Raw genomic sequence first — 25,703 nt, 5'->3', positions numbered from 1 at the left:
AATTTCACTTTAGGTCACTGAAACGCGCGGGTTTCTTCGAGCAGTTCGGCAGCGGCTTCGGGCGTGATGTCGCCGGTGGCCATCTGGGCAGAGACGTCGTTGATCGCGCCACCCAGCTCGGAACCGAAGAACTGATCCAGGAACAGCTGGTGATAGGTTGACGCACCCCCGATGGCAGCAAATTGCTTGAGGATCACGTCCTCTACCAACCCACCTGCAGAGGGTACTGTTGGGATATAGACCCCACCGCTCGCGGCAGCTTTCTGAACGTCGACACCCATGAAATACTTCAGGAAATCAATCGCTTCATCCGGTGCGTCCTTGGTCAGAACAAAGCCCGAGGCCCCACCTAGCGTGTCGGTGATTGCGCCTTTGCCGCCTTCAATCATTGGGAATGGGATCACGCCGAGTTGGTCATCAGACAGGCCGCCATTGCTGGCAGCGCCGCGTGACGCGCCAAGATCCCAGTCGCCCATCAGGTGGAACAGAGCCGCTCCGTCACCCCAAAGGCCGGTTGCCCCATCGTATTTCACCCCCATAAAGCCCGGCTGAAACGGCTCGAGCTCGATCAAACGCATGTATTCCTGACCGGCACGCAACCAATCTTCATTGTTAAAGCCGCCATTCTCACCCGCGGCCGAAGCCGCCATACCTTCTTGGCCCATGATGCGCATCGCGATCAGGGAATAGAAGAAATGCAGAGGCCATTTGTCCTGACCGCCGACTACAAATGGGGTCACACCGCCTGCTTTCGCGGTTTCCACTGCCCCCAGAAGGTCGTCATAGGTTTTGATAGACGTCGGGTCGATGCCCAGTGCCGCCGCGTGATCTTTGTTGTACCAGATCGCAACGTTCTGAGAGGCCTCTGGCGCGCCGTAGTATTTGCCGTTGTGAGACAGGGCCGCCATGCCACCCGCGGAAAGATCTTGCTTCCATTCAGCAACAGTGGCGTCATCCAAAGCACGCAGGAAACCCTGCTCGGCTTGTTCATAAAACACGCCGCCGGACCAGCTAAAGAACATGTCAGGCGCCGCATCAGACTGCAGCAAAGTAGGCAGTTTCTGCTTAAACGCCTCATCTTCCATGAACTGCAGGTTCACTTTGACGCCTGGGTTTGCGGCTTCAAACGAGGCAACAGCATCGGTGTAGAGCCCCAGCCAAGGTGTTGAATCCCGGTTGATCGACAAAACGTCAACGGTCACATCCGCAAAAGCGGTTCCGGCAGTGAATGCCAGCGAAGCCGCGAGCGTGAGTGAGACGTGTTTCATAATTTCCTCCACTTTTTTTAACTCTAGACCGGGGTGCCCGGACTTTCATTTGATATTCATCATTGGGTGCCTGAATTCGTCTAAAACTGTTTCCTCCGAACAAGTCCTAGGCAGACACCGGCGCTTTTGGGGAAGCGCCCCTTCAAACCCACTTAGGAGAAGCGCTGTGACAAGCAGCGCCTCTCCTGTTGCGGGGCACTATTTGCGAAAGGAGCTGCATGGTATGGGAGATTGCGTGCAAATAGCGTATTTGAACTGTCCGAAGTGCGCCCGCTGGGGACATCGCCTTCAAAGGACCAAGAGCGCGGTATCGGGATGGGGTCCGCGCCGGCAAGCGGGTTAGCTCACTTGCCGAGTTGACCAAGGCGTCACGGGTAAAATCAGGCAGCGACATCAAAATACTCATACTCTTCCCCCTCCACTCGTCGGCGCGTCCTCGGGGTAAGGCCTGGCCGACCAAAGCACATTTTCATTGCGCTTTAGGTGTGATTTAGAATAGATATTGCATTAATTTCGTCAAGAAAAATAATTCATGATCGCAGTTTGCATCATGTGCTTGCGATGAGGGATTGAACCGCCAATGTGTAAAAAAATGTTTACTTCCATGGGGCTAGAATTTTCAGGAAAACGCCCAACTTTCCTCGATTTTGTTCGAAAAACAGCGGGATTTTTGGGTGTAGCCTCATACGCGCAGCCCCGAATCTATAGATCACACCTGATTAGCGACTCAGGTCATTTCAACTATGGGCTGACCGCAAAATGACCGGGCATGAACCACAGGCACTTGCTGCAACTCTGCTGCTGGATTGCAGGAACCAGCTTGGCGAAGGCATCCAATGGAATTGCACTGATCAACGTCTTTATTGGACCGATATTTTCGGAGAGACGCTTTGGTCCTGCGACGCCAATGGTGGCGATCCTCGGTCGATCCCCCTGCCCGGTAAACTCTGTGCTTTCGCGTTTCTGCCAGACCAAACCCTGCTCGCCGGATTTTCTGACGGGCTTTACCATTTTGATTCGCAATCCGGCGCGCGTGAAAAATTGCGCGGCTATCAACCAGGTGCTCCCAACACCCGCATGAATGACGGCAACCTGGACCGTACGGGGAATTTCGTCATAGGCGGCATAAACGAAGACGCCATGTCCCCAACAACACCGGTTTGGCGCTGGAATGGCAATGGGTGCGAAGCCCTTCTTGAAAACATCGGCTGCGCGAATTCGATTTGTTTTTCACCAGATGGCACGCGGATGTATTTCGCGGACAGCGCAGGCTCCGCCATCTATGCCTATGACTACGACGGGCAAGGCGCGCTTGGTGAAGGGCGTCTTTTTGCGGATATCAAGGACTATGGGGTGCCGGACGGCTCGACGGTAGATGCCGAGGGCTATGTTTGGAACGCACGGTTTGGCGGAGGTGCAGTGCTGCGTTTTACACCTGAAGGCCAACTGGACAAAGTCATCCCCCTCCCCTTGCCCAATGTCACTTGTTGTTGCATTGGCGGCGCAAATCTGGATCGTCTGTTTATCACCACAGCGCGGGTGGGAATGGACGCACAGGCGCTCAAACAGGCACCAGAGGCGGGCGGGCTCTTTGCGCTCGATATCCCAGTCAAAGGCCTGCCGCATGGCCAGTTCATCCCGCAAGAAAGGACCAGTATATGACGTTTTTAACAGAGGCTGAACATGCCGGAACGTGGCTCGGCCGCGTGTGGTCGCCTGAGGCGGGTGGGCCCTGCATTGTCACCCTGCGCGACGGAGAGGTCATTGATATCACGTCCAAATCCACGCCTTTGGTGCGGGATATCTGCGAGATGGACGACCCCGCGCGCTATGTGCAAACCGCAGAAGGCAGATCGATGGGATCGCTTGAGCAGATCGCAGCGGCTCCGGTTGGGGATCGCGCGCAGGTCCATTTCCTTGCCCCCTGCGATCTTCAGGCCGTAAAGGCTTGTGGCGTCACCTTCGCGGGGTCGATGGTGGAGCGCGTCATCGAGGAGCGCGCGAAAGGGGATCCTCAACGCGCCGAAGACATCCGCGCGCGCATCGGTGGCGCCATCGGAGACAGTCTGCGCAACATCAAAGCAGGCTCTGCTGAAGCGCAAAAGGTGAAGGCTGCATTGATCGAAGAAGGTCTGTGGTCGCAATACCTAGAGGTCGGCATCGGCCCTGACGCCGAAGTGTTTTCCAAGGCGCAGGTCCTATCTGCCGTCGGCTTTGGAGCCGATGTCGGGCTGCATCCGGTGTCGACTTGGAACAACCCTGAACCCGAGGTGGTTCTGGCCATTTCCTCAACGGGTCAAATCGTAGGCGCAACATTGGGCAATGACGTCAACTTGCGCGACGTTGAAGGCCGCTCGGCGCTTTTGCTGTCAAAGGCAAAGGACAACAACGCCTCAGCCGCCATCGGCCCGATGATCCGCGTGTTTGACGAGAGCTTTACGCTCGACGACGTCCGCGCGGCTGAACTGACACTGACCGTGCGCTGCGAAGACGGTTTTGAGATGACCGGCCATTCGTCGATGAAAGAAATCAGCCGAGACCCCGAAGACCTTGTCGCTCAAACCTTAGGACGGCATCACCAATACCCCGATGGTCTGATGCTTTATCTTGGCACGCTTTTCGCGCCCACGCAGGACCGGGACGTGCCGGGCGAAGGCTTTACCCACAAGCTTGGTGATCAGGTCGAGATCAAAGCCCCGGGTCTGGGCACGCTGCGCAATCGCGTTCAGCTATCAACCACATGTGATGAATGGACCTTTGGGGCCAGCCATCTGATGCGCAATCTCGCTGCGCGCAATTTACTTTAACGAGGACGAGTAAGACGATGAAACTACAACGCTTTCAGAACGCTGAGGGATCGATCATTCCGGCGGCATCTATGGACGGAGACACGTGGCACGGGCTGGAGACCATCTGTGACGACATCTCGCCTGCTGCCTTTGCAGAGGGGTTGATGGATCGGTTGGCCTCGCTTGACATCAACGATCTGGAACAGCTGGACACCGCGGGCCTCAGCATTGCAACGCCGGTCGCACAACCCCGCAATATCTGGTGCATCGGCCTGAACTATTCCGACCACGCCGAAGAAGCGGGCCTGCCGATCCCTGAGGAACCGATCCTTTTTAGCAAATCCTCGGCCACCTTTTGCGAGGCCAATGCCGACATCCCCTACCCGCCCCATATGACCAAGCTGGATTGGGAGGTCGAACTGGCCTTGGTGATTGGCAAGACCGCGCTTTGTGTGTCGATGGAGGACGCGCTGGACTATGTTGCGGGCTATACGCTAGCCAATGATGTCTCTGAACGCTCTTGGCAGATCGAACGCGGCGGGCAATGGGTGAAAGGTAAAAGCTTTCCAAACTTCTGCCCGACCGGCCCGATGCTTGTGACGCCGGACGAGATCGCCGATGTGCAGGACCTCGATATGTGGCTGGATGTGAACGGCACCCGCAAACAGACGGGCAATACGTCGAAGATGATCTTTGACGTGCGCACGATCATCCACCATGTGTCGCAGTTTGTGCAGCTTGAGCCGGGCGACCTCATCCTGACGGGGACGCCTCCGGGCGTCGGTATGGGCTTTAAGCCGCCGCAGTACCTGAAACCGGGCGATGTCGTGGAACTTGGCATTACAGGGCTGGGCCAACAGCGCCAGACCGTGGTGGCTTGGGACTAACGCCTATTCGCCTTCCCATTCCGGCATTGGGGCTTTGGTCACAAAGGCCCCGATGCCACGTTCTGCGTCCCGCGCCATCATATTGTCAGCCATAGTGCGACCGGCATACTCATAGGCTTTGGCCAAACTCATCTCGGCCTGCTCATAGAAGGCACGTTTGCCGATTTTCACAGCGACCGGAGACTTGCTAACGATCTTTGCAGCCATCTCGCGGGTCGTCTCCGCGACCTGCTCCAAGGGCACCACGCGATTGATAAGGCCCATCTCTAAAGCCTTGTCTGCATGGATAAATTCACCCAGCAACAGCATTTCCATCGCCGCTTTGCGCGGCACATTCCGGCTGAGCGCCACCATGGGCGTGGAACAGAACAGCCCGATATTGATGCCAGAGGTCGCAAAACGCGCCTCTTCAGACGCCACCGCCAGATCACAACTCGCCACCATCTGACAGCCCGCAGCCGTCGCAATGCCCGTGACCTCAGCGATCACAGGTTGCGGCAGGTTCACGACCGACATCATCATCTTGGCGCAGGTGGCAAAGAGGTCGTTGTAATACTGATACCCCCCATCCTCATCGCCCCGCCGCGCGGTCATTTCCTTGAGGTTATGCCCCGCACAAAAATGATCCCCCGCCCCGCGCAGGATCACCACTTTGATGTCGCGACGCGTAGCGATGTCATCAAGCTGCGCTTGTAGCGCTGCCAACATCTCTTCGGACAGCGCGTTGATCGAGCGTGGCCGCTCCATGGTCAGCGTGGCAATGCCGTCGGACACCTCAAGCGTGACCGGGTCCATCGGCGGTGTCGATCCATCATGCATGTCTGATCCTCCCAGAGTGGCTGACAGGATCATGGGGCAAATGCCGAGGCAATTGCAAATAATCCTAGTCGGAACGCCACGTCCTAACGGGCAGAGACCATATGGGTCAGAGTCGCTCCGGCCTCGTAGTAGACTTCCTTAAGGCCCGTCAGCTTTTCATTATGCGCTTTGGTGGGCACCACTGGCAGGTCTTGGCGGTCTCCGGTCAAAAGCGCGTGGGCGGCCGTCGCGCCAAAGACCGTTCCCGGCCCGATCCCGCGACCAGAATAGCCAAAGAGCGCATAGCCTTTGGTGCCAATCTCCAGGATCTTTGGAATGTGGTCACTGGTCATACAGATTGCGCCACTCCACGCCTCTTGCAGGGTTTCTTTTGCCAGTTGAGGGAAAAGATACGCTAGTTTGCGCTGCGCCCAGGCAAGATGCGCGCCCCGCCCGATGCTGTCGAGGGATCCCACCCCGCCAATCACCAGACGCCCCTCGCCGTCCATACGGAACGACGACATGACCATGGCCGTGTCCCAACAACCTTCTTTGCCGGGCAGGATGCTACGCCGCCACGTGGGCTCCAGCGGACGCGTGGCCGCCTGAAAATAGCCGACTTTGGTGAATTGTGGCGCGGGCAAGCCACTCAGGCCGTTCAGATAGGCATTCGTCGCCAGCAACAAAGCTTTGGCGAAAATCACCTGCTCGCCAACAGACACCATCCAACCCGATGAGGTCTTTTTCACATGATGCACCGGCGCGTTTTCAAACAAATCCGCGCCTGCTATCAGGGCCTCTTTGGCCAGACCACGCACATAGGACAAAGGTTGAATGGTCCCTGCCCGCGGATCAAAAAGCGCGCCTTTGAACCGGTCAGAGCCAACGCGATGGCGCGTGGCGTTGGCGTCCAACAGCTCAACCGGAGCGCCGCGCGCGCGCAGTTGGTTCGCGCGCAATTTTAGATCCGCCAGCCCCGTGTCCGCATGGGCGCAATGCAATGTGCCATTGCGGCGCGCATTGCACTCGATATTCAGCCGGTCGATCAGGGAAAACACATGGTCCGGCGCCGCACTGAGGCTATTGTAAAGATGCGAGCCCTCGCGCTTGCCAATCGCGGCCTCGATTTCGTCGGGCGGCGTCCAAAGGCCTGCGTTCACCAGACCGACATTGCGCCCGGACCCTCCGTAGCCGATTGTTTTGGCTTCAAAAACCGCGACAGACGCCCCCAGATCCCGCGCGGTCAGAGCCGCTGAACAGCCGGAAAATCCAGCGCCAATGACCACAAGATCATAGGCGGATTGTGCGCTCGCCAGGATCTTGGTCGCTGGCGGCGCAACGGCGGTTTTTTCCCAGAGGTTTTCCAAAACCATGCAGCAATTTCCCCAATGCTCTTGCCGCGACTATCCGTGCGCGGCATCGCTTTGGCAAGCGCTCAGAAGGCTTTGAAGGTCTGGGTCGTGTGGGTGCGCTCAATGCCGTCGATGTTCAGAAGATTATCGTTGATATAGCGCCCGACGTCCTCGCCTTCGGGAATGTAGAGCTTCATCAAGAGATCATAGTCCCCGCTGATGGAATAAAGCTCGGAATGGATCTCGCGCAGCGCGATGTCATCGGCGACCCGATAGGCCGTGCCGGGGGTGCAGCGGATTTGAACAAAAAGGCAGACCATAGTGATGTCCTTTACTCAGGTGACTTTGGAAACTTGGTGGTATTTCGGGTCCTTCCAGAGACCCTCAGTCATGATGGTCTCAAGGATCTCGGCGGCGCGGATGACGTCGGCCTGGTCAATGTACAGCGGCGTGAAACCAAAGCGCATGATGTTGGGGGCGCGGAAGTCTCCGATCACGCCGTGATCGATGAGGGCCTGCACCACCGGATAGCCCGGATCAAAAGCAAAAGAAACCTGAGAGCCGCGTTGCTGCGCGTCTCGCGGAGAGGCGAGCGTTACCATAGGGCAGCGTGCTTCGACCTCGGCGATGAAGGTCTCGCAAAGGTCAATCGATGCCGCGCGGATATCAGACAGGCTGACGCCGTCCCAGACGTCCAAAGCAGCATCCAACAGAGACAATTGCACCACTGGGGGCGTACCGACACGCAGGCGCTCTGTCGACATGGCGGGGCTGTAGGCTGGGTCCATCGCGAAGGGCGCGGCGTGGCCAAGCCAACCGGCGAGCGCAGGCTCTACGTCCTCGACAATATCAGGCCGCGCATAGATGAAGGCGGGTGCTCCGGGGCCGCCGTTGAGGTATTTATAGGTGCAGCCGACGGCAAATTCAGCGTTGCTGCCCGCCAGATCTACGGGCAAAGCCCCCGCCGAATGCGCCAGATCCCAGATCATTACGGCGCCCGCCGCATGGGCCTTTTCGGTGATTGCCTGCATGTCATGTAGCCGTCCGCTGCGATAATCGACCTGGGTCAGCATGACCACAGCGACCTCATCCGTGATCGCATCCGCGACGTCTTCAGGCGCAGGCGTGCGCAATTCATAGCCCGCGTCCAGCGTCTTGATCAGACCCTGCGCCATATAGAGATCGGTGGGGAAATTGCCTTTGTCCGACAGGATCACCTTGCGCCCAGGTCGCATTTTCAGCGCGGCAGCCAAGGCCTGATAGACCTTGATCGAGAGGGTGTCTCCGGTGGCAACCGAGCCCGGTGCGGCCCCGATCAAACCAGCGATGCGGTCCCCGACCTTTTGCGGCAAAGACATCCAATCAGCGGAATTCCACGCGCGGATCAGCTCTCCGCCCCATTCTTGGGAAATGGTGCGCATGGCACGCTCTTGTGCACCTTTTGGCAATGGTCCCAATGAGTTGCCGTCCAGATAGATCACCCCTTCGGGCAACTCAAACAGATCTTTGCGTGGTAACATTGCTCCCCCCTCGTGTCGCAAATCTTACTGAGCCGGAATGGTCAGAGGTTCGCCAACCCGTACCACATGGGTCGTGATCGCCACCATGGGTGCCTCGCCGATATTGGTCAGACCGCCATGCACCTGCCCGTCCGGAAAATAGAGCGTCGCCCCGATCGGGAATTCGATGACCTGCCCATTTGGGGCCTGTGCCGTCGCCGCAGTGATCACCACTGCATGCTCGTCGCCGGGATGGCTGTGCATTGGGATCGTCGCGCCTGGCGCGACAGTGAGTTTGCTGACGATCACTTCCATGGTCTCGGACCCGGGCACCGGCACGCGGCGAATTTCCTCGCGAGACAGGTCTTGGGCGAAGGCTGCGGTGGCCGAAAGGGCGAGTGCCGCGCAGAAAGAGATAAATTTCATAACATCATCCTTTGATTTGATCAGAGTTCGCCTCTTACGTTCCAGAGTTCAGGAAAGAGTTCGACGCTGAGCATGCGTTTGAGATATTGCACACCAGACGTCCCTCCGGTGCCGCGTTTGAACCCGATGACACGCTCAACGGTGGTGACGTGGTTAAAGCGCCAGCGGCGGAAGTAATCTTCCATATCCATCAGCTTTTCGCCCAGCTCATAGAGCGCCCAATGCGTTGTTGTGTCTTGATAAACCTGCTTCCAACGCGCTTGGACTTCTGGCTGTGCCGCGTGCGGGCTGTCCAACTGCGGTGCGGGCATATTGTCCGTGTGCCCATCCAGCGTTTGAAACAGATGGGCCACCACCTCATCGTAGAAACTGGGACGCGCCAGTTCTGCCTCAAGCAGGGAATGCACCTCTGGCACATGCGCATGTGGTTGCATCATATGCGGGTTGCGGTTGCCTAAGGTGAATTCGATCATCCGGTATTGATAGGACTGAAACCCGCTTGATGGCCCGAGCGCTTCTCGGAAGGTCGTATAGTCCGCAGGCGTCATCGTGCGCAGCACATCCCAAGCGTTGTTAAGTTGCTCAAAGATGCGGCTAACACGGGCAAGGATCTTGAACATCTGCGGCGTGTCGCCGGTCTTTAGCGCAATCCGCGCGGCGCCGAGTTCATGGAGAACCTGTTTCATCCAAAGCTCGCTGGTCTGATGCTGGATGATAAACAGCATCTCGTCATGGGCCGTACTTTGCGGGTGTTGCTGCGCCAAGAGCCCTTCTAGCCCAAGGTAGTCGCCGTAGGACATGGCCTTGGCAAAACCCATTTGCGCGCCGTCTTCGCTGGGGTTGTAGGCGCTACTCATCGTCGCTCTCCAAGAATTTGGTCATGTAATCGAGGCGCAGGATCATGCCCTCGATATCATCAGCGTTTAGGCCGCTGAGGATTTCATCGATCCATCCCGCATGGGCCTTGGCGTGGTCTTCGTAAACCTTGCGCCCCTTGTCGGTCAGTTGCACCAGATGCGCGCGCCGGTCGCCGGGCAAGGGCACGCGCGCGGCTATCCCCTCTTCGCTTAGCTTGTCGACGATACCCGTGATATTGCCGTTCGAGACGCGCAGCTTCGCCGAGATCTCGCTCATCTTGAGGCCGCTACCTGAGGCCGCCAAAGTCGCCATCACGTCAAACCTCGGCAGGGTCGAATTGCACTCGCTGCGAAATCGTCGCCGCAATTCTTCTTCGATCAAACCGCTCGCCTTTAGTAAACGCAGCCACAGCTCAAGACGCTCTTTGCTGAGGTCTCCGTCTGGGGGATCAGGCTTGAAGGGCTTTGACACGCGACGCTCTGTGTTTGGAATTTCACTTGCTTCAAGCATGAAATATATTAACCTAAACAAAACACGCAAGAGATTTTTTGAGGCTTCGCGGATGACAACAGAGATCGACTGGGAAGATGCCTTTTCCAATGGCGACCACATCGAGAATGCAGCGGATTTTCCGCCGATGTGGTCAGAACAGGCCGCAGAGTTTCGCGCCTCGGTGCGTGGCCGGTTGGATCTGACCTACGGCGAGGCTCCGCGTGAAAAGCTTGACCTCTTTTTGCCGACTGAGGCGCCCAAAGGGCTAATCGTTTTCGTGCATGGCGGCTACTGGCAGGCCTTTGATAAATCCAGTTGGTCGCATCTGGCGCGCGGGCCGATAGAACACGGCTGGGCCGTCGCTATGCCGAGCTACACCCTTGCGCCGGAAGCGAAAATTCCTGAGATCACGGCGCAGATTGGTCGTGCGGTATTAATGGTTGCCAAAGAGGTCGAGGGCCCGATCCGGCTGACGGGACACTCAGCAGGCGGACATTTGGTGTCACAGATGGGGTGCGAAACTGCGCCCCTGCCCGATATGGTCGCAAATCGGATCGACAAGATCGTCAGCATAAGTGGTGTTCACGATCTGCGCCCCCTGTTGCGGCACTCGATGAATGGAAAACTTGGCCTGACGAAAGAAACCGCACACGCCGAAAGCCCCGCACTCAGAGCGCCCTATAAAGGATTTGATTTCACCGCTTGGGTTGGGGCCTGCGAACGGCCAGAGTTCCTGCGCCAGTCTGCTTTGATCACTGAAAACTGGGGCTGTGCCGGCGTCCCTGCCCGGCTCGTTGCGGACCCGGGCAAGCATCATTTTGACGTGATCGACGGGCTTGCAGACGCCGATCACCCGTTGTGTTTGGACCTGACGTCCTAGGCCGCAAGCTCTGCAGGCGCTGCCAATTCGGCGTGAACGGACGTGATCTGCACAGCCGCATTCGCAGCCTCTGCACCCTTCTTGACGAAATGCGCGTGGAAATAGGCTTCGTGCTCTTCTGAAGGCTGGAAATGATGCGGTGTCAGCGACACGGACAGCACCGGCACGCCTGTCTCCATGCCTGCTTTCATCAGGCCATCAACCACAGCCTGCGCGACGAAATCATGGCGATAGATACCGCCATCCACGACCAGAGCCGCAGCGATAACAGCGTCATATTTGCCGGTTGCAGCCAGCTTTTGTGCGAGCAATGGCATCTCAAACGCGCCGGGCACGTCGAATGTCTCAATACCGGCATCCACGCCCATCTCGGCCAGACGGTTTTCAAAACCGACCAGAGATTGATCCACAATATCAGAATGCCAGCGCGCCTTGATGAAGGCGAAGTTTGGGGATTTTGTCATAGCTCTAAGTCCTTTCCCAATGACAAGATCCCAGAGCGTTTTGACACGGGTCACCCGCGAAGGATCACCGCATGCTTCTCTACCATCCGGACTTTAACCGTCGGCCCCGGAATTTCACCGGATCTGCTGACACCCAAAACATGGGCCGCTCGCGGGCTATCACCGCCGGTGGGGAATTTCACCCCGCCCTGAGAATATTTGCGCTGTAATGCAGACTCGCGCTCGGCGTCAATGGGGGCCGCGACGAAAAAGGGCCACCCAAACAGATGGCCCTTAAAGTATCTTATGAAACCGCGCTTAGTAATGCACCGAGAGCGTATCCAAAGGCTTGCCTTTACCCGGTGCGAATTTGGTCAGGTCGATGCCTTCGACTGCAACTTTGTACTCTTCCAGAGTTGGCGTACGGCCAAGGATCGCGGACAGAACCACAACCGGGGTCGAGGCCAGCAGGGACTCACCCTTCTTCTCAGGCAAGTCCGCCACAACGCGGCCTTGGAACAGGCGGGTCGAGGTCGCCAGAACGGTGTCACCTTTCGCGGCCTTTTCCTGGTTACCCATGCAAAGGTTACAGCCCGGACGCTCCAGATAGAGGATGTTGTCATACTCGGTCCGTGCGACCTGCTTTGGTGCGCTGTCGTCGAATTCAAAGCCAGAGTACTTCTGCAGAACTTCCCAGTCGCCTTCTTCTTTCAGCTCGTCGATGATGTTGTAGGTCGGCGCGGTCACCACGAGGGGTGCCTTAAACTCGACCTTGCCCTCAGCGGCCTCAAGGTTGCGCAGCATTTGCGCCACGATCTTGATGTCGCCTTTGTGGACCATACAGGACCCAACAAAGCCCAGATCCACCTCTTTTTCCGCCTTGTAGTAAGAAATCGGACGGATGGTATCGTGGGTATAACGCTTGGACACATCGGCGTTGTTCACGTCTGGGTCGGCAATCATCGGCTCGATGATTTCGTCGAGATCCACAACGACCTCTGCGAAGTATTTCGCGTTTGCGTCAGGCACCAGAGCCGGACGGGTACCGGATTTGATTTCCTCGATTCGAGCATCCGCTTTGGCGATCAGACGGGCCAAAGTGCCGTTCTCGTGCTCCATACCCTTGTCGATCATCACCTGGATACGGGACTTCGCCAGCTCCAAAGAGCCGATCAGGGTTTCATCGTTGGAGATACAGACAGAGGCTTTCGCCTTCATCTCTGCGGTCCAGTCGGTGAAGGTGAAGGCTTGGTCAGCCAGAAGCGTGCCGATGTGCACTTCGATCACGCGGCCTTGGAAGACGTTATCACCGCCACATTGATCCAGCATCTGCGCTTGGGTCGCGTGAACCACGTCGCGGAAGTCCATCCACTCGGCCATTTCGCCTTTGAAAGTCACTTTGACAGACTCAGGGATCGGCATAGAGACCTCACCGGTCGCCAGAGCCAGCGCCACGGTGCCAGAGTCAGCCCCGAACGCCACACCTTTGGACATCCGTGTGTGGCTGTCGCCGCCAACGATCACGTCCCAATCGCTGACGGTGATGTCATTAAGAACCTTGTGAATAACGTCGGTCATCGAGTGATAGACGCCCTTCGGGTCACGACCAGTCACCAGACCGAAGTCGTTCATGAACTTCATCAGACGTGGGGTGTTTTCCTGTGCCTTCACATCCCAAACGGACGCGGTGTGACAGCCGGACTGATAGGCGCCATCTACGGCCGGAGACACAACGGTCGCGGCCATTGCTTCAAGTTCCTGCATGGTCATAAGGCCGGTGGTGTCCTGAGACCCCACAACGTTCACGCCGACACGCACGTCAGACCCTGCGTGCAGGACCTTGCCTGGCGTTGCGCCACGCACATTGGCGTTGAAGATCTTTTCAACCGCGGTCAGGCCTTGGCCCTCGTGGCTGATCTCTTTGGAGGGTGCAAAGACCTGAGGGGCTTCGACGCCCAGAGTTTCCGCCGCAAATGTCTGCAGTTTCTTACCAAAGACGATGGCGTAAGAGCCGCCCGCCTTCATGAACTCCATCTTTTGTGGGGTGAAAGAGCCCGCCATATCGACCAGCTCTTCAGAGCCGTCAGAGGAGTAGAGCTTTTTCTCTTTGGTGTTGATCTTGAGGACCGTGCCGGTTTCCACCGAATAGCGCTGTTCCAGAACCGCATCGCCATTGTTGTTCACAACAGGCTCACCGTTCTCGTCCAGCTTTTTGACCCAGTTCTTCAGATCCACACCGATGCCACCGGTCACGCCGACGGTGGTCAGGAAGATCGGAGAAATGCCGTTGGTGCCGGCCACGACGGGTGCGATGTTCACGAAAGGCACGTAAGGAGACGCTTGCTTGCCGGTCCACAGCGCCACGTTGTTCACGCCAGACATCCGCGAAGAGCCAACACCCATGGTGCCTTTTTCCGCAATCAGCATCACGCGCGCGTTTGGATGCTGAAGCTTCAGAGCTTCGATTTCTTTTTGCGCATCGGTGCTGATCATGCACTGCCCGTGCAATTCACGGTCCGCACGCGAGTGCGCCTGGTTGCCCGGAGACAGAAGGTCGGTCGAGATATCGCCTTCGGCGGCGATGTAGGTCACGACTTCGATTTCTTCGTCGATTTCAGGCAGCTTGGTGAAGAATTCAGCTGCTGTGTAGCTTTCCAGCAGGCCTTTGGCGATTTCATTGCCTGCTTCAAAGGCCGTTTTCAGGCGCTCCATGTCGGCGTCGTACAGGAATACCTGAGTCTTCATCACGTCCGCAGCCTGCGCCGCGATGCCTGCGTCATCGCCCAGCGCCAGATCCAGAAGGACCGCAACGGATGGGCCACCTTTCATGTGGGACAGCAGTTCAAATGCAAACTCGACAGAGATCTCAGAGACCTCGACCTGACCGAGAATGATCTCTTTCAGAAAACCTGCTTTTGCACCAGCTGCGCTCGTGGTGCCTGGCAGGGTGTTATAGATAAAGAAATTCAGCGAGTCTTCGCGATGTTCATGACCCGCATCTTTGATCTGAGCAATCAGCTCTTCGACCAGATCTGCCTGATCAATCGGCTTTGGGCTCAGGCCTTGGGTTTTGCGGGTTTCGATCTCTGCGAGATAATCTGTGTACAAGCTCATGATAATACCGGCGCGTTAGAGTTTGTGGATTGCGTCCCTCGCGGCAGTAACTTTCGCGCGCTGGGACAGCTGGCTGAGCCCCTCTTATTTCAGCATACAATGGTATGCAAGCACTTTCGCACGTCAGACAGGGCTTGATCTATGTGGAAAGTCGGCGCTTGAAGTGCCGCTGGTCATTCTTCTCCCTTCAGCCCACAGATCTAAACGCGGGCTAAATCAGAAATAGCATACCACAGTCAGCGCCATCGGCCACATGCGACATCTTTGTGGAAATTTTCTATCCCGAGACGGGGTCCGGTTTCTCACTATTTTCGTGCAAAAAACTTGGCGTTTGCGGCGACTTTCCTCTGCCCGTCAACAATGACACAGAAAAACCGCAAAGTGCTTACCGCCACCAAAGAAGCCAGCTAGGCATTTAAGCCTTCGCTCTCTCTTTATCGGAACACTCAATGAAAAAGCTCCGCACGCTCTTTGCTCTTCTTAGTTTGGTGACATTTTCAGCAACCGCGGGAGTCGCAGATCCAGACCGTGCGTGGATCTCATTGGGATCAGCACATGTCAGCGACAAAGACTTCGAACAGATCAATCCTGGACTTTTTCTGACATGGGAAGGCGAGCACCTTGGCTATACAGTTGGTGCCTTTCGCAATTCCTATGGCGGCTTTTCGACAGCCGCCACCATTGGGGCCCCGCTGATCTATAAAGACGACTTTGAACTGTCGCTCTTCACCGGCCTTGCGACCTATCCCGGATATGCGGATCGATTTCGGTTCTCACAAGGCGATATCGTCGCGATTGCAGGAGCCTCGTTGCGATACAAAAATGTCTTCACACAGCTCTTCCCCGGCAACGGCAATAGCGTCAAACTGACCGCTTCCTTTGGCGTCACCTTTGATCTGGGTGAGTCGCCAAAACACTAGAAGCCCTCAAACATGAGCTCCGTTGGTGGCTGAGCCATTAGAGTATATATACGCGTTTCAGCGCCGTGGTTTAGGCGCTTGACGCACGTCTGGAGCGCATGATTTTTCAAGCGCTCCCTTCAGCCCCCGTGCCAAGATACGCTAATAGTTCAACGCTGCGCGAAACTGCGCAATCGGGCGCGCAACATTATTGCGCGCTCGATTTTCTAACCATCTGAATTTTCGTAGAAATCCGCACAGATTGTAAAATTAATTACGATAAATTCGTTAATCTCATGAATATTTTTACAAAAAAACACAATGATGTGAATGACTTTGAGGAAATTTACAAAACGGTATGTATGTTCACCCTCAGATGCCGCGATACGGCAATTCGCTTTGGGAGAGGCGAAGATTTTGGAGGAGACATTCATGTCAGACGTAGTTTCTGGCGCGGAAATTGACGCGCAGCCAGCACCGAAAACCCAACCCAAACCCCATGTAGACGCCGACGGATATGCGCAAATGTACGCGGCGTCTGTGACCGATCCAGACGCTTTTTGGGGCGAGCACGGTCAGCGCATTGACTGGATCAAACCCTTTACCAAAGTAAAGAACACCTCCTTTGAGCCGGGCAATATCGACATCCGCTGGTTTGAGGACGGCACGCTGAACGCCGCCGCCAACTGCATCGACCGCCATCTGGCGACACGCGGCGATCAAACCGCCATCATCTGGGAGCCGGATGATCCAAACACCACAGAATCGCTGCATATCACCTATGCGGATCTGCATCGCTCGGTGAGCAAGATGGCCAATGTTCTGAAAGGGCTTGGCGTTGAAAAAGGCGACCGCGTGGTGATCTATTTGCCGATGATCCCCGAGGCCGCCTATGCGATGCTGGCTTGTGCGCGGATCGGGGCCATTCATTCTATTGTTTTCGCGGGTTTCTCCCCGGACGCCCTAGGTGCGCGGATCAACGGATGCGACGCAAAACTCCTCATCACCGCTGATTTCGCACCTAGGGGCGGCCGTCAAACGCCGCTGAAATCCAACGCAGACACCGCGCTCGCGGCCTGTAAGGACTCAGTGCAGTGTTTGGTGGTGAAACGCACCGGCGGCGAGGTCACCTGGACCGACCGCGATCATGATTGCAATGCTCTGATGGAGGCGGCCTCAGACGACTGCCCCGCCGAGGAAATGAACGCGGAAGACCCTCTGTTCATCCTCTATACCAGCGGCTCGACCGGTCAGCCCAAGGGCGTCGTGCACACGACTGGCGGCTACATGGTCTATGCGTCGATGACCCATCAATACACCTTTGACTATCACGAGGGCGATGTTTTCTGGTGTACCGCTGATGTGGGCTGGGTCACGGGCCACAGCTATATCGTCTACGGCCCGCTGGCCAATGGCGCGACCACGATCATGTTCGAAGGCGTGCCGACCTATCCTGATGCAGGTCGTTTCTGGGAAGTCTGCGCCAAACACAAAGTCAATCAATTCTACACCGCCCCCACCGCGATCCGTGCCTTGATGGGCGCGGGCAATGAGTGGGTCGAAAAGCACGATCTCTCGGATCTGCGCGTGCTTGGCTCGGTCGGTGAACCGATCAACCCAGAAGCTTGGAACTGGTACAACGAGGTTGTCGGCAAAGGGAACTGCCCCATCGTCGACACCTTCTGGCAGACCGAAACCGGTGGTCACATGCTCACTCCCCTCCCCGGAGCAACGGACCTTAAACCCGGCGCGGCGCAACAGCCTTTCTTTGGCGTGCAACCCGTTGTACTGGAACCAACTTCTGGCGAAATCATCGACGGAAATGGCGTCGAAGGCGTGCTCTGCATGAAAGACAGCTGGCCCGGTCAGATGCGCACGGTCTGGGGTGATCACGAGCGGTTTGAGAAGACCTATTTCTCGGATTACAAAGGCTATTATTTCTCAGGCGACGGCTGTCGTCGTGATGAGGATGGCGACTATTGGATCACGGGGCGCGTCGATGACGTGATCAACGTTTCGGGCCACCGGATGGGCACCGCCGAGGTCGAAAGCGCGCTGGTCGCCCACGCCAAAGTCGCCGAGAGCGCCGTGGTCGGCTATCCGCATGACGTCAAAGGCCAAGGTATCTACGCCTATGTGACGCTGATGAACGGCGAAGAGCCATCCGACGCGCTGCGCAAAGAGCTGGAAACCTGGGTCCGCTCAGAGATCGGACCAATTGCGAAACCAGATCTGATCCAATGGGCCCCAGGCCTGCCGAAAACACGTTCCGGCAAAATCATGCGCCGTATTCTGCGCAAGATTGCCGAGGATGATTTCGGAGCCCTGGGCGATACCTCGACCTTGGCTGATCCGTCGGTCGTTGACGATCTGATCGCCAACCGCATGAACCGGGCGGACGCATAATGGACGGCGCAAATACACCCGCCGTCGCCCCTGTGCTGATCCTGCTTGGCCCTCCCGGGGCCGGCAAAGGCACGCAGGCCCGTATGCTCGAAGAGAGCTTTGGTTTGGTCCAACTCTCTACCGGAGACCTCTTGCGCGCAGCGGTTGCTGCGGGCACCGAGGCTGGCAAGGCTGCGAAAGCTGTCATGGAAGCCGGAGGTCTGGTCAGCGATGACATCGTGATCGCAATCCTGTCGGACAGACTGGATGAGCCAGACTGCGCGAAAGGCGTGATCCTTGATGGCTTCCCGCGCACAACGGTGCAGGCGGATGCGCTCGGCGAGCTGCTCACGCAACGGGGCCAAAAGATCAACGCGGCCATTAGTCTAGAGGTAGAAGACAGCGCCATGGTCGAGCGGATCTCGGGGCGCTTCACCTGTGGCAATTGCGGCGAAGGATATCACGACACATTCAAGCCGACAGCCACCGCAGGCACCTGCGACAAATGCGGTTCCACAGACATGAAAAGGCGCGCGGACGATAAGGCAGAGACCGTCGCCCAGCGCCTGACGGCCTATCACGCGCAGACCGCGCCGCTGATTGCCTATTACGAGAATGCCGGTGCGCTCACACGCATCGATGCAATGGGGGCGATTGAGGAGATCGCGTCCAACCTGAGCTATGTGGCCTCCAACGCCACGCAATAATGCTCAAAAGGCCCCCAACGAGGGCGGTGGGAAAAAGAAGGAGGACTTTCTAATCATGTCCCAAAACGACAACAACGCATATTGGGCAGCCAATGTGCGGCTCATTCGGATCAGCCTTATTATCTGGGCGCTGGTCTCTTTCGGGTTCGGGATTCTCCTGCGCCCCATGCTGTCCGGCATTTCTGTCGGCGGCAGCGATCTTGGCTTCTGGTTCGCCCAGCAAGGCTCGATCCTGGTCTTTCTGGCGCTGATCTTCTTTTACGCCTGGCGGATGAACAAGCTGGATCACGAATTCGGCGTGGACGAGGACTAAAATATGGATCAGTTTACTCTTAACCTGCTGTTTGTAGGCGCATCTTTCGCGCTTTACATCGGCATCGCGGTCTGGGCCCGTGCGGGATCCACCTCGGAATTCTATGCAGCGGGTCGCGGCGTTCACCCTGTCACCAACGGTATGGCGACGGCAGCGGACTGGATGTCTGCGGCGTCGTTTATTTCGATGGCGGGCCTGATTGCCTTCACCGGCTATGACAACTCGTCCTTCCTGATGGGCTGGACCGGCGGCTATGTGCTTCTGGCACTTCTGCTGGCCCCTTACCTGCGGAAATTCGGCAAGTTCACCGTGTCTGAATTCATCGGCGACCGTTTCTACTCCCCGACCGCACGTCTTGTGGCTGTGATCTGTCTGCTTGTGGCCTCTATCACTTACGTGATCGGTCAGATGCAGGGCGTGGGCATTGCCTTTGGCCGCTTCCTTGAAATCGACGCCTTCTGGGGTCTGTTGATCGGCTCTTGTGTGGTGTTCGCCTATGCTGTTTTCGGCGGCATGAAGGGTGTGACCTATACGCAGGTGGCGCAGTATTGCGTTCTGATCACCGCTTACACGATCCCAGCGGTCTTTATTTCGCTGCAGCTGACAGGCACGCCGATCCCGGCGCTGGGTCTCTTTGGTGAGCACACCGGTTCTGGTGAACCACTCTTGGTGAAACTGGACCAAATCGTCACCGATCTGGGCTTTAAGGAATATACAGCCGCGCATGGCTCGACCATCAACATGGTGCTCTTCACCCTGTCCCTGATGATAGGTACCGCGGGTCTGCCCCACGTGATCATGCGCTTCTTTACCGTTCCTAAGGTCTCTGATGCCCGCTGGTCTGCGGGTTGGACGCTGGTGTTCATCGCCCTGCTCTATCTGACCGCCCCTGCGGTGGGTGCGATGGCGCGTCTGAACATCTCGGAGCTGATGTGGCCAAATGGCACGAATGGCGAAGCGGTGAGCGTCGAGCAAATCCAAACCGATCCTGAGTATGCCTGGATGGAAACCTGGCAGAAAACCGGTCTGCTGGATTGGGAAGACAAGAACGGCGACGGCAAGATCCAGTACTACAACGACAAGAGTGCGGACCTGCAAGCCAAAGCAGAAGCCAACGGATGGGCCGGTAACGAGCTGACCAAATTCAACCGTGACATTCTGGTTCTCGCGAACCCAGAGATCGCAAACCTTCCAGGTTGGGTGATCGGCCTGGTCGCAGCGGGCGGTCTGGCGGCGGCGCTGTCCACAGCGGCGGGTCTGTTGCTAGCGATCTCTTCGGCGGTGTCGCATGACCTGCTGAAAGGTCAGCTGACGCCAAATATGTCCGAGCGGTCTGAACTGATGGCAGCGCGTCTGTCTATGGCAGCGGCGATCGTGGTTGCGGTTCTGCTTGGCCTGAACCCTCCAGGCTTTGCAGCGCAAACCGTGGCCTTGGCCTTTGGCCTTGCCGCTGCCTCGATCTTCCCGGCGCTGATGATGGGGATCTTCTCGACCCGCATCAACAACGCGGGCGCGGTTGCGGGCATGCTGGCCGGTCTGGTTGTCACGCTGCTGTACATCTTCCTGCACAAAGGCTGGTTCTTTGTACCGGGCACCAACTCCTTCACGGATGCGAACCCGCTGCTTGGCCCAGTCAAGTCCACCTCCTTCGGCGTCATCGGCGCGGCGGTGAACTTTGGTGTCGCTTACGTCGTGTCCGGCATGACCAAAGAGACCCCACAGGAGATCAAAGATCTGGTCGAAAGCGTACGTATCCCTCGTGGTGCGGGTGGCGCAGTCGACGGTCACTAAACAACATAGGCATCGCCGCAGCATTTGCGGCGGTGCCCTCCCCGCTTTACGCAATAGCCCCAAACCAAGAGACCTAATCCCATGTTCATAGAACTCATCGGCACAATCTTTGCAGGCATCGCCTGCGCGGGGATCGCCATGCTTGTGAACATCGTCTTAGGCCGCCGTTTGCCCAAATGGATCATGCCCGTTGCCGCCGGAGCCGGTATGATCGGCATGACGATTTCCAACGAATACACGTGGTTTGACCGCACCGCGGAAAACCTGCCCGAGGGCGTCGTGATCGCCACCAAGGTGGACGAACAAAGCTGGCTGCGTCCTTGGACGCAGGTATGGCCCTATACCAAACGCTTTGCAGCCGTGGATACAGCCGCCACGCGCACCAATGCGAATGTGCCGGATCAACGCCTGACCGACCTTTATTTCTTTGGCCGTTGGTCGCCGATCAGCCAAGCGCCTGTGCTGTTTGACTGTGCAGGTGCTCGGTCTGCTCTGCTGATCGATGGTGCCAACTTTGAGGCCGATGGCACTGTACAGGACGCCGATTGGCAGGCTTTGAAGTCAGATGATCCATTGCTGGAACTGGTCTGCTCGGCCTGAGGCTCGGCACTCGCAAGCATGTTTTGACGCGCCATACGCCCTTCAAACAGACGACGACAAAAGCAACAAGGGGGCGCCGTGGCACCCCCTTAAATTCGCATGATCTTAACGTGCTTACTTTTCGCCGTCGTCCATCCCCACATGCACATCCAGCAGAACCTGACGTTTCTCTTCCTGGATCACTTTCAGTGCGCGCTGCAGGGCTGCAGGGAAATCCTCTGCCTTTTCAATGGTTTCGGCATAGCAACCGGATGCACCCGCGATATCACCATAGCTTGGGGTCGGCGTGAAGGGCACCATAGGCACGTGGTTGGCTTTGGACGCCTCGCCGTCTGGGTAGATGTCCAAGGTCGAGATCCGCACCGCGTCCCAGCTGCCGTTGTTCAAGATGATGGTTAGCAAAGGCAGATGCTGTGCAGAGGCAACCTGGTGGCATGCGATTGGGTTGGCAAACATATAAGAGCCATCGCCGATCACGCAGACCGTCAGCTTGTCCCGATTGGCCAATTGATAGCCAAGTGCCGCAGGAAGGCCCCAGCCCAGACCACCGGCCTGAGCGTTGCCGAACCATTGGTTCGGACCTTTGACGTTATACAACGGCAGCGGACCGCCACGTTCTGCAAAGACAGTGCCGTCGCCCAGAATGTCAGAAATACATTTTGCAATCCAAGGCTTGTTGGCCAGACCCTGGGAGCCCTGCTCGACTTTGGATGTCATACGCTCGCGGAACTTCGCGTGGCGCGCTTCGATCTCTTCCTGACGTGTGGCGTTGGGCTGACCAGGCAGTGCGGCACGCAGCGCCTTTAGGCCCGCAACCGTGTTACATGGGATCGCTGCGGTGGTTTTATAGCCCCGCACCGGGATCCGCGTGAACATGGGGTCCGGGCCCATGTGGATGACCTCTGCATCTGCACTCGGGCTGGCTTTTGCTTCGATCCAGGCCACGCTTGCGTCAACAACCAGCACCACATCTGCATCAGGAATATGCGCTGCGATATTGCCGCCAACACCGTTTTTCCAATCGGTTGGCAGGACGTTGCGGGTCACGAAGACTTCGGACACAGCAATCGAGTTCTCTTCTGCAATCGCCATGATCTCGGCAGAAACTTCGCCGTCGACATCACCACGCGAACAGATGATCAGCGGGTTCTTGGCGGCTGCCAGTTTCGCTGCAAGATCCGCAATCGCATCTGGATTTGGGTATGGAACCGCAGGGGCAACCTGAGTGGGAGTGCCCGGCATATCCGTCAGTTCGCAAAGGGGTTCGCGAGGAAGAGAGAGGTAGACGGCGCCCTGCGGTTCCATACGTGCAACCGAAGAACCTCGGCTGACAAGATCGGCTGCGTTTTCAGCGTAACGCAGTTCATAATCCCATTTGACCGCTTCACGCACGATGGCGGTTTGGTCAAACATTTCCTGGCCATATTGGATCGGCGTGTGGCGGCTGCCCATGCGCTGCCCCTCGGTCAGAGGGTTGCGGCCGGACATCATAAAGATTGGCACATCATCGGAATGCGCGTTCAAAAGACCCATTGCGGCGTTGGCCAGGCCTACGTTCACGTGCACCGCAGCAGCAGCCATTTTGCCGGTTGCGAGGTAGTAGCCATGCGCCATGGTCACAACCACGTTTTCATGCGCGGCGGTGACGGCTTCTGGGATCTCTTCGCCGCCGGTCTTCGCGTAGGTCTCGATCACAGGTGCAAAGTCCGAACCCGGATTGATAAAGAGATAGTCGACCCCGTTGGATTTAAGGGAACGCAGGATCGCTTCGCCTGCGGAAACTTGTTCAGTCATAGGTAATCTCCATTCAATACGTCGCTTTTTAATGTCACCAGCGTCGCGAGGGTTTTGTTGAGAGGCGTTGGCACGCCAAGGTCTTCGCCTTGCCGCGCAACTTCGGCGCAGAGGCTGTCTATCTCTGTTGGACGGCGGCCTTCGATGTCTTGCAGCATCGAGGCTTTATGTTCGCCGTGTTTGGCCATGGAATTCGCCAGGTGGTCGAACACCGGCTGATATTCCGCCTTCACGCCGCCTGCGCGCGCCACGGCGACCACTTCGCTGGCGACCGCCTGCACCAAATCGCGTGCGTCCTGACTGTCGGCCATCGATTTAACGCGACCGCCGGTCAGCGCATTCACAGCATTCATCCCGCAATTAAACGCGGCCTTTTGCCAAATGACGGTATCCGCGCGGTCTGGTGCGAACTCTAAGGTAAAATGCGCAGACGTTTGTGCGAACTGGGCTGCTTTTTGCAAAGCAACCTCGTTCTTTGCGCCAAACACGATCCGCCCCACCGCTTGGCTGGCCACATGGCCATAATCAAGAAACCGTGCCGGCATCATTGTGCAGCCATACAGCAATTGCTCTTGCGGCACATGCGCGGCCAAACGCACCTCATTTCCAAGACCATTCTGCGCCGACATCACCATCGCCCCAGCCTCGATATGGCTGCGCGCGGATTTCAAAGCGGCGTCACTGTCGCAGGTCTTGGTCATCAGGATGATCAAGTCTTGCGCATGGCCCTCTTCGGGTCGGCAGGCAAACAGCGGTATGACATGGTCGCCATCAAAGGCATCGAACTTCAGCCCGTTGTCGTTGACCGCTTTAATATGAGCTTCATTAATGTCCCAAAGCTCGACGTCATTCCCGGCCAGCGCCAAAGAGCCGCCGACTGCGGATCCCAAAGCACCTGAACCGAGAATGCCGATTTTCATCAGTCTTCTCCGAAGATCCGAACGGTCACGGTCTGAGGCTGCGAGACGAACTCAAGGCTTAGCTTGCCGCCCTCTTCACCAAGACCCGAGGCCCCTGCTCCGCTGAGCGGGCTCAGAAGGTCGCGGATCTGCCAGGAGTTGACCCAGGCGTGGCCGACCCGGATACGCGGCGCGACACGATGCGCGCGGCTGATGTTTTCCGTCCAGATGCAGGTGCCAAGGCCGTAAACAGTGTCATTGGCCAGCGCGATGGCTTCTTCTTCGGTATCAAAGGGTGCCACGTGCAGAACCGGGCCAAAGGCTTCGTTTTTGACAAAACGCGCGTCTTCTGGCAGGCCGACCGCGATGGAAGGCTGGATGAACGCACCGTTGTCACGCTCGTCGCCAAATTCAGGGATGCCGCCACCCGCAACGAATTCGCCACCATCTTCTTTTACCGTATCCAAAAGTTCTTTGACCTTGTCGCGGTGGCCGTGGCTGACCAATGGGCCAATGTTGAACCCATCGTGGTTTTTATCGCCGATGACGATGTTATTGGCGACCTCAGTCATGCGCTCGAGGAATTCGTCATAGCGCGAGCGATGCACATAGGCGCGCTCGGTGCAGAAACAGATCTGGCCACAGTTAAAGAAGGCAGACCGCGTGGTGCCCTCGACGACTTTGTCCATATCCGCGTCTTCGAACACCAGAGACGCGTTCTTACCGCCCAGCTCCAGCGATACGCCGCGCATACCATCTGCGGCGACCTTCATGATCGCTGTGCCGGTGCCGGTTTCACCTGTGAAGGTGATGGCGTCGACCTTTGGGTTGGCGGTCAGGAAGGCCCCTGCGCTGCCAACACCAAAGCCGTGCACCAGAGAAAAGGCGCTGTCTGGGATGTCGGATTCAGCGATGACTTCGGCCAACACGGTGGCCGAGCTTGGGGTTTCTTCAGATGGTTTCAAAACAACCGAGTTCCCCATGACGAGACCCGGCGCGACCTTCATAGAGGCCATCAGCAGAGGCACGTTCCAAGGGCAGATCGCAGCAATCACACCCTTTGGACGACGGGTTGTGTACCACAGGCCCTGAAAGCCCATCTCGCCCTGGAAGGTCTTGGAGCGGTTTTCCAGAGACACGGCCAGATCCGCATAGGCGCGGAACAAATTGGCGGCACGCGCACCGTCAAAGTTACAGGCCTGCCAATAGCTGCGGCCAGTATCGGCCACATCGGCCTCGACCAGATCATCAACGCGCTTCAGCAAGCGATCCGAGAAATCATGTATGATCGCAAGGCGTTGCTTCAGAGGCATATTGCCCCATTCATTCGCCCGCGCACCAATCGAAACTTCGCGGCCTTTGGTAACCGCCTCGTCCACCATCTCTTGTGTGGCTTCGTGCACGGTCGCAACGACTTCGCCGTTGAAAGGGCTCCGTTTTTCAAACGTCTTCTCAGACCCGACCCATTTTCCAGCGATCAGGTTTTTCAATTCTTTGGTCATTGGTACT

Annotated in this window: 23 protein-coding genes and 1 riboswitch; of the genes, 10 read left to right on the top strand and 13 right to left on the bottom strand. The window is 57.2% G+C overall.

What is annotated here, in order from left to right; translation table 11 throughout:
* Nucleotides 1-14: 14 nt before the first annotated feature.
* Complete coding sequence (locus WG622_RS13375) at nt 15-1,268, bottom strand: ABC transporter substrate-binding protein (protein WP_339404068.1); 1,254 nt, start codon at nt 1,266-1,268, stop codon at nt 15-17.
* Nucleotides 1,269-2,027: 759 nt separating this feature from the next.
* Here WG622_RS13375 and WG622_RS13370 point away from each other — a divergent pair.
* From WG622_RS13370 to WG622_RS13360, 3 genes are read left to right on the top strand one after another with little or no spacing between them, the layout of a single operon-like run.
* Nucleotides 2,028-2,930, top strand: a complete 903-nt coding sequence (locus tag WG622_RS13370) for an SMP-30/gluconolactonase/LRE family protein (protein WP_339404067.1) — start codon at nt 2,028-2,030, stop codon at nt 2,928-2,930.
* A complete protein-coding gene (locus WG622_RS13365; protein WP_339404066.1) occupies nt 2,927-4,075 on the top strand; it encodes a fumarylacetoacetate hydrolase family protein in 1,149 nt (382 codons plus the stop codon). The genes WG622_RS13370 and WG622_RS13365 overlap by 4 nt, the downstream gene beginning before the upstream one ends.
* Nucleotides 4,076-4,092: 17 nt before the next feature.
* A complete protein-coding gene (locus tag WG622_RS13360) occupies nt 4,093-4,944 on the top strand; it encodes a fumarylacetoacetate hydrolase family protein (RefSeq protein WP_339404065.1) in 852 nt (283 codons plus the stop codon).
* 3 nt (nt 4,945-4,947) lie between these two features.
* Here WG622_RS13360 and WG622_RS13355 read toward each other — a convergent pair whose 3' ends face one another.
* The 7 genes from WG622_RS13355 to WG622_RS13325 form a co-directional block, all read right to left on the bottom strand.
* Nucleotides 4,948-5,763: an enoyl-CoA hydratase gene (locus WG622_RS13355; protein WP_339404064.1), complete on the bottom strand. Its 816-nt coding sequence runs from the start codon at nt 5,761-5,763 to the stop codon at nt 4,948-4,950.
* An 83-nt stretch (nt 5,764-5,846) separates the two neighbouring features.
* Nucleotides 5,847-7,115: an NAD(P)/FAD-dependent oxidoreductase gene (locus WG622_RS13350; RefSeq protein WP_339404063.1), complete on the bottom strand. Its 1,269-nt coding sequence runs from the start codon at nt 7,113-7,115 to the stop codon at nt 5,847-5,849.
* A 62-nt stretch (nt 7,116-7,177) separates the two neighbouring features.
* The gene (locus WG622_RS13345; RefSeq protein WP_339404062.1) at nt 7,178-7,414 is read right to left on the bottom strand and encodes an Lrp/AsnC family transcriptional regulator; all 237 of its coding nucleotides are present in this window, start codon (nt 7,412-7,414) and stop codon (nt 7,178-7,180) included.
* A gap of 15 nt (nt 7,415-7,429) precedes the next feature.
* On the bottom strand, nt 7,430-8,614 hold the full coding sequence (gene kynU / locus WG622_RS13340; RefSeq protein WP_339404061.1) for a kynureninase: 1,185 nt from the start codon (nt 8,612-8,614) through the stop codon (nt 7,430-7,432).
* A gap of 24 nt (nt 8,615-8,638) precedes the next feature.
* Nucleotides 8,639-9,019: a cupin domain-containing protein gene (locus tag WG622_RS13335; protein WP_339404060.1), complete on the bottom strand. Its 381-nt coding sequence runs from the start codon at nt 9,017-9,019 to the stop codon at nt 8,639-8,641.
* Between the two features lie 20 nt (nt 9,020-9,039).
* Nucleotides 9,040-9,876 carry a tryptophan 2,3-dioxygenase gene (locus tag WG622_RS13330; protein WP_339404059.1) on the bottom strand — a complete coding sequence of 279 codons (837 nt, stop codon included), beginning with the start codon at nt 9,874-9,876 and terminating at the stop codon, nt 9,040-9,042.
* Complete coding sequence (locus tag WG622_RS13325) at nt 9,869-10,387, bottom strand: MarR family winged helix-turn-helix transcriptional regulator (RefSeq protein ID WP_339404058.1); 519 nt, start codon at nt 10,385-10,387, stop codon at nt 9,869-9,871. The genes WG622_RS13330 and WG622_RS13325 overlap by 8 nt, the downstream gene beginning before the upstream one ends.
* A 52-nt stretch (nt 10,388-10,439) precedes the next feature.
* On the opposite strand from WG622_RS13325, the gene WG622_RS13320 reads away from it, so the two are divergent.
* A complete protein-coding gene (locus tag WG622_RS13320) occupies nt 10,440-11,249 on the top strand; it encodes a hormone-sensitive lipase (protein ID WP_339404057.1) in 810 nt (269 codons plus the stop codon).
* Here the strand turns inward: WG622_RS13320 and WG622_RS13315 are convergent.
* Both WG622_RS13315 and WG622_RS13310 read right to left on the bottom strand, forming a co-directional pair.
* Nucleotides 11,246-11,713 carry a 6,7-dimethyl-8-ribityllumazine synthase gene (locus WG622_RS13315; protein ID WP_339404056.1) on the bottom strand — a complete coding sequence of 156 codons (468 nt, stop codon included), beginning with the start codon at nt 11,711-11,713 and terminating at the stop codon, nt 11,246-11,248. The two genes, WG622_RS13320 and WG622_RS13315, sit on opposite strands and share 4 nt — an antisense overlap.
* A 70-nt stretch (nt 11,714-11,783) precedes the next feature.
* A riboswitch (FMN riboswitch) is annotated at nt 11,784-11,913 on the bottom strand.
* A 97-nt stretch (nt 11,914-12,010) separates the two neighbouring features.
* A complete protein-coding gene (locus WG622_RS13310; protein WP_339404055.1) occupies nt 12,011-14,806 on the bottom strand; it encodes a bifunctional aconitate hydratase 2/2-methylisocitrate dehydratase in 2,796 nt (931 codons plus the stop codon).
* A 449-nt stretch (nt 14,807-15,255) separates the two neighbouring features.
* Between WG622_RS13310 and WG622_RS13305 the strand changes: the two genes are divergently transcribed.
* The 6 genes from WG622_RS13305 (at nt 15,256) to WG622_RS13280 (ending at nt 21,501) form a co-directional block, all read left to right on the top strand.
* Nucleotides 15,256-15,726 carry a hypothetical protein gene (locus WG622_RS13305; protein WP_339404054.1) on the top strand — a complete coding sequence of 157 codons (471 nt, stop codon included), beginning with the start codon at nt 15,256-15,258 and terminating at the stop codon, nt 15,724-15,726.
* A 411-nt stretch (nt 15,727-16,137) separates the two neighbouring features.
* Nucleotides 16,138-18,111: an acetate--CoA ligase gene (gene acs, locus WG622_RS13300; RefSeq protein WP_339404053.1), complete on the top strand. Its 1,974-nt coding sequence runs from the start codon at nt 16,138-16,140 to the stop codon at nt 18,109-18,111.
* The gene (locus WG622_RS13295; RefSeq protein ID WP_339404052.1) at nt 18,111-18,797 is read left to right on the top strand and encodes an adenylate kinase; all 687 of its coding nucleotides are present in this window, start codon (nt 18,111-18,113) and stop codon (nt 18,795-18,797) included. The genes acs and WG622_RS13295 overlap by 1 nt, the downstream gene beginning before the upstream one ends.
* Before the next feature lie 55 nt (nt 18,798-18,852).
* Nucleotides 18,853-19,110 carry a DUF4212 domain-containing protein gene (locus WG622_RS13290; RefSeq protein ID WP_209355803.1) on the top strand — a complete coding sequence of 86 codons (258 nt, stop codon included), beginning with the start codon at nt 18,853-18,855 and terminating at the stop codon, nt 19,108-19,110.
* Nucleotides 19,111-19,113: 3 nt separating this feature from the next.
* The gene (locus WG622_RS13285) at nt 19,114-20,901 is read left to right on the top strand and encodes a sodium:solute symporter family protein (protein WP_339404051.1); all 1,788 of its coding nucleotides are present in this window, start codon (nt 19,114-19,116) and stop codon (nt 20,899-20,901) included.
* An 81-nt stretch (nt 20,902-20,982) separates the two neighbouring features.
* Nucleotides 20,983-21,501 carry a hypothetical protein gene (locus tag WG622_RS13280; protein ID WP_339404050.1) on the top strand — a complete coding sequence of 173 codons (519 nt, stop codon included), beginning with the start codon at nt 20,983-20,985 and terminating at the stop codon, nt 21,499-21,501.
* 114 nt (nt 21,502-21,615) lie between these two features.
* Here the strand turns inward: WG622_RS13280 and WG622_RS13275 are convergent, their stop codons facing one another.
* From WG622_RS13275 to WG622_RS13265, 3 genes are read right to left on the bottom strand one after another with little or no spacing between them, the layout of a single operon-like run.
* Nucleotides 21,616-23,295 (bottom strand): thiamine pyrophosphate-requiring protein, encoded by a 1,680-nt coding sequence (locus WG622_RS13275; protein WP_339404049.1) that lies wholly within the window; start codon nt 23,293-23,295, stop codon nt 21,616-21,618.
* Nucleotides 23,292-24,215 (bottom strand): ketopantoate reductase family protein, encoded by a 924-nt coding sequence (locus WG622_RS13270; RefSeq protein ID WP_339404048.1) that lies wholly within the window; start codon nt 24,213-24,215, stop codon nt 23,292-23,294. The genes WG622_RS13275 and WG622_RS13270 overlap by 4 nt, the downstream gene beginning before the upstream one ends.
* A complete protein-coding gene (locus WG622_RS13265; protein WP_339404047.1) occupies nt 24,215-25,696 on the bottom strand; it encodes an aldehyde dehydrogenase family protein in 1,482 nt (493 codons plus the stop codon). The genes WG622_RS13270 and WG622_RS13265 overlap by 1 nt, the downstream gene beginning before the upstream one ends.
* Nucleotides 25,697-25,703: the final 7 nt, after the last annotated feature.

This window comes from Cognatishimia coralii (genome assembly GCF_037478305.1).
In the GTDB taxonomy this organism is placed as follows: domain Bacteria; phylum Pseudomonadota; class Alphaproteobacteria; order Rhodobacterales; family Rhodobacteraceae; genus Cognatishimia; species Cognatishimia coralii.
This window is presented reverse-complemented; position numbering and strand designations above follow the sequence as displayed.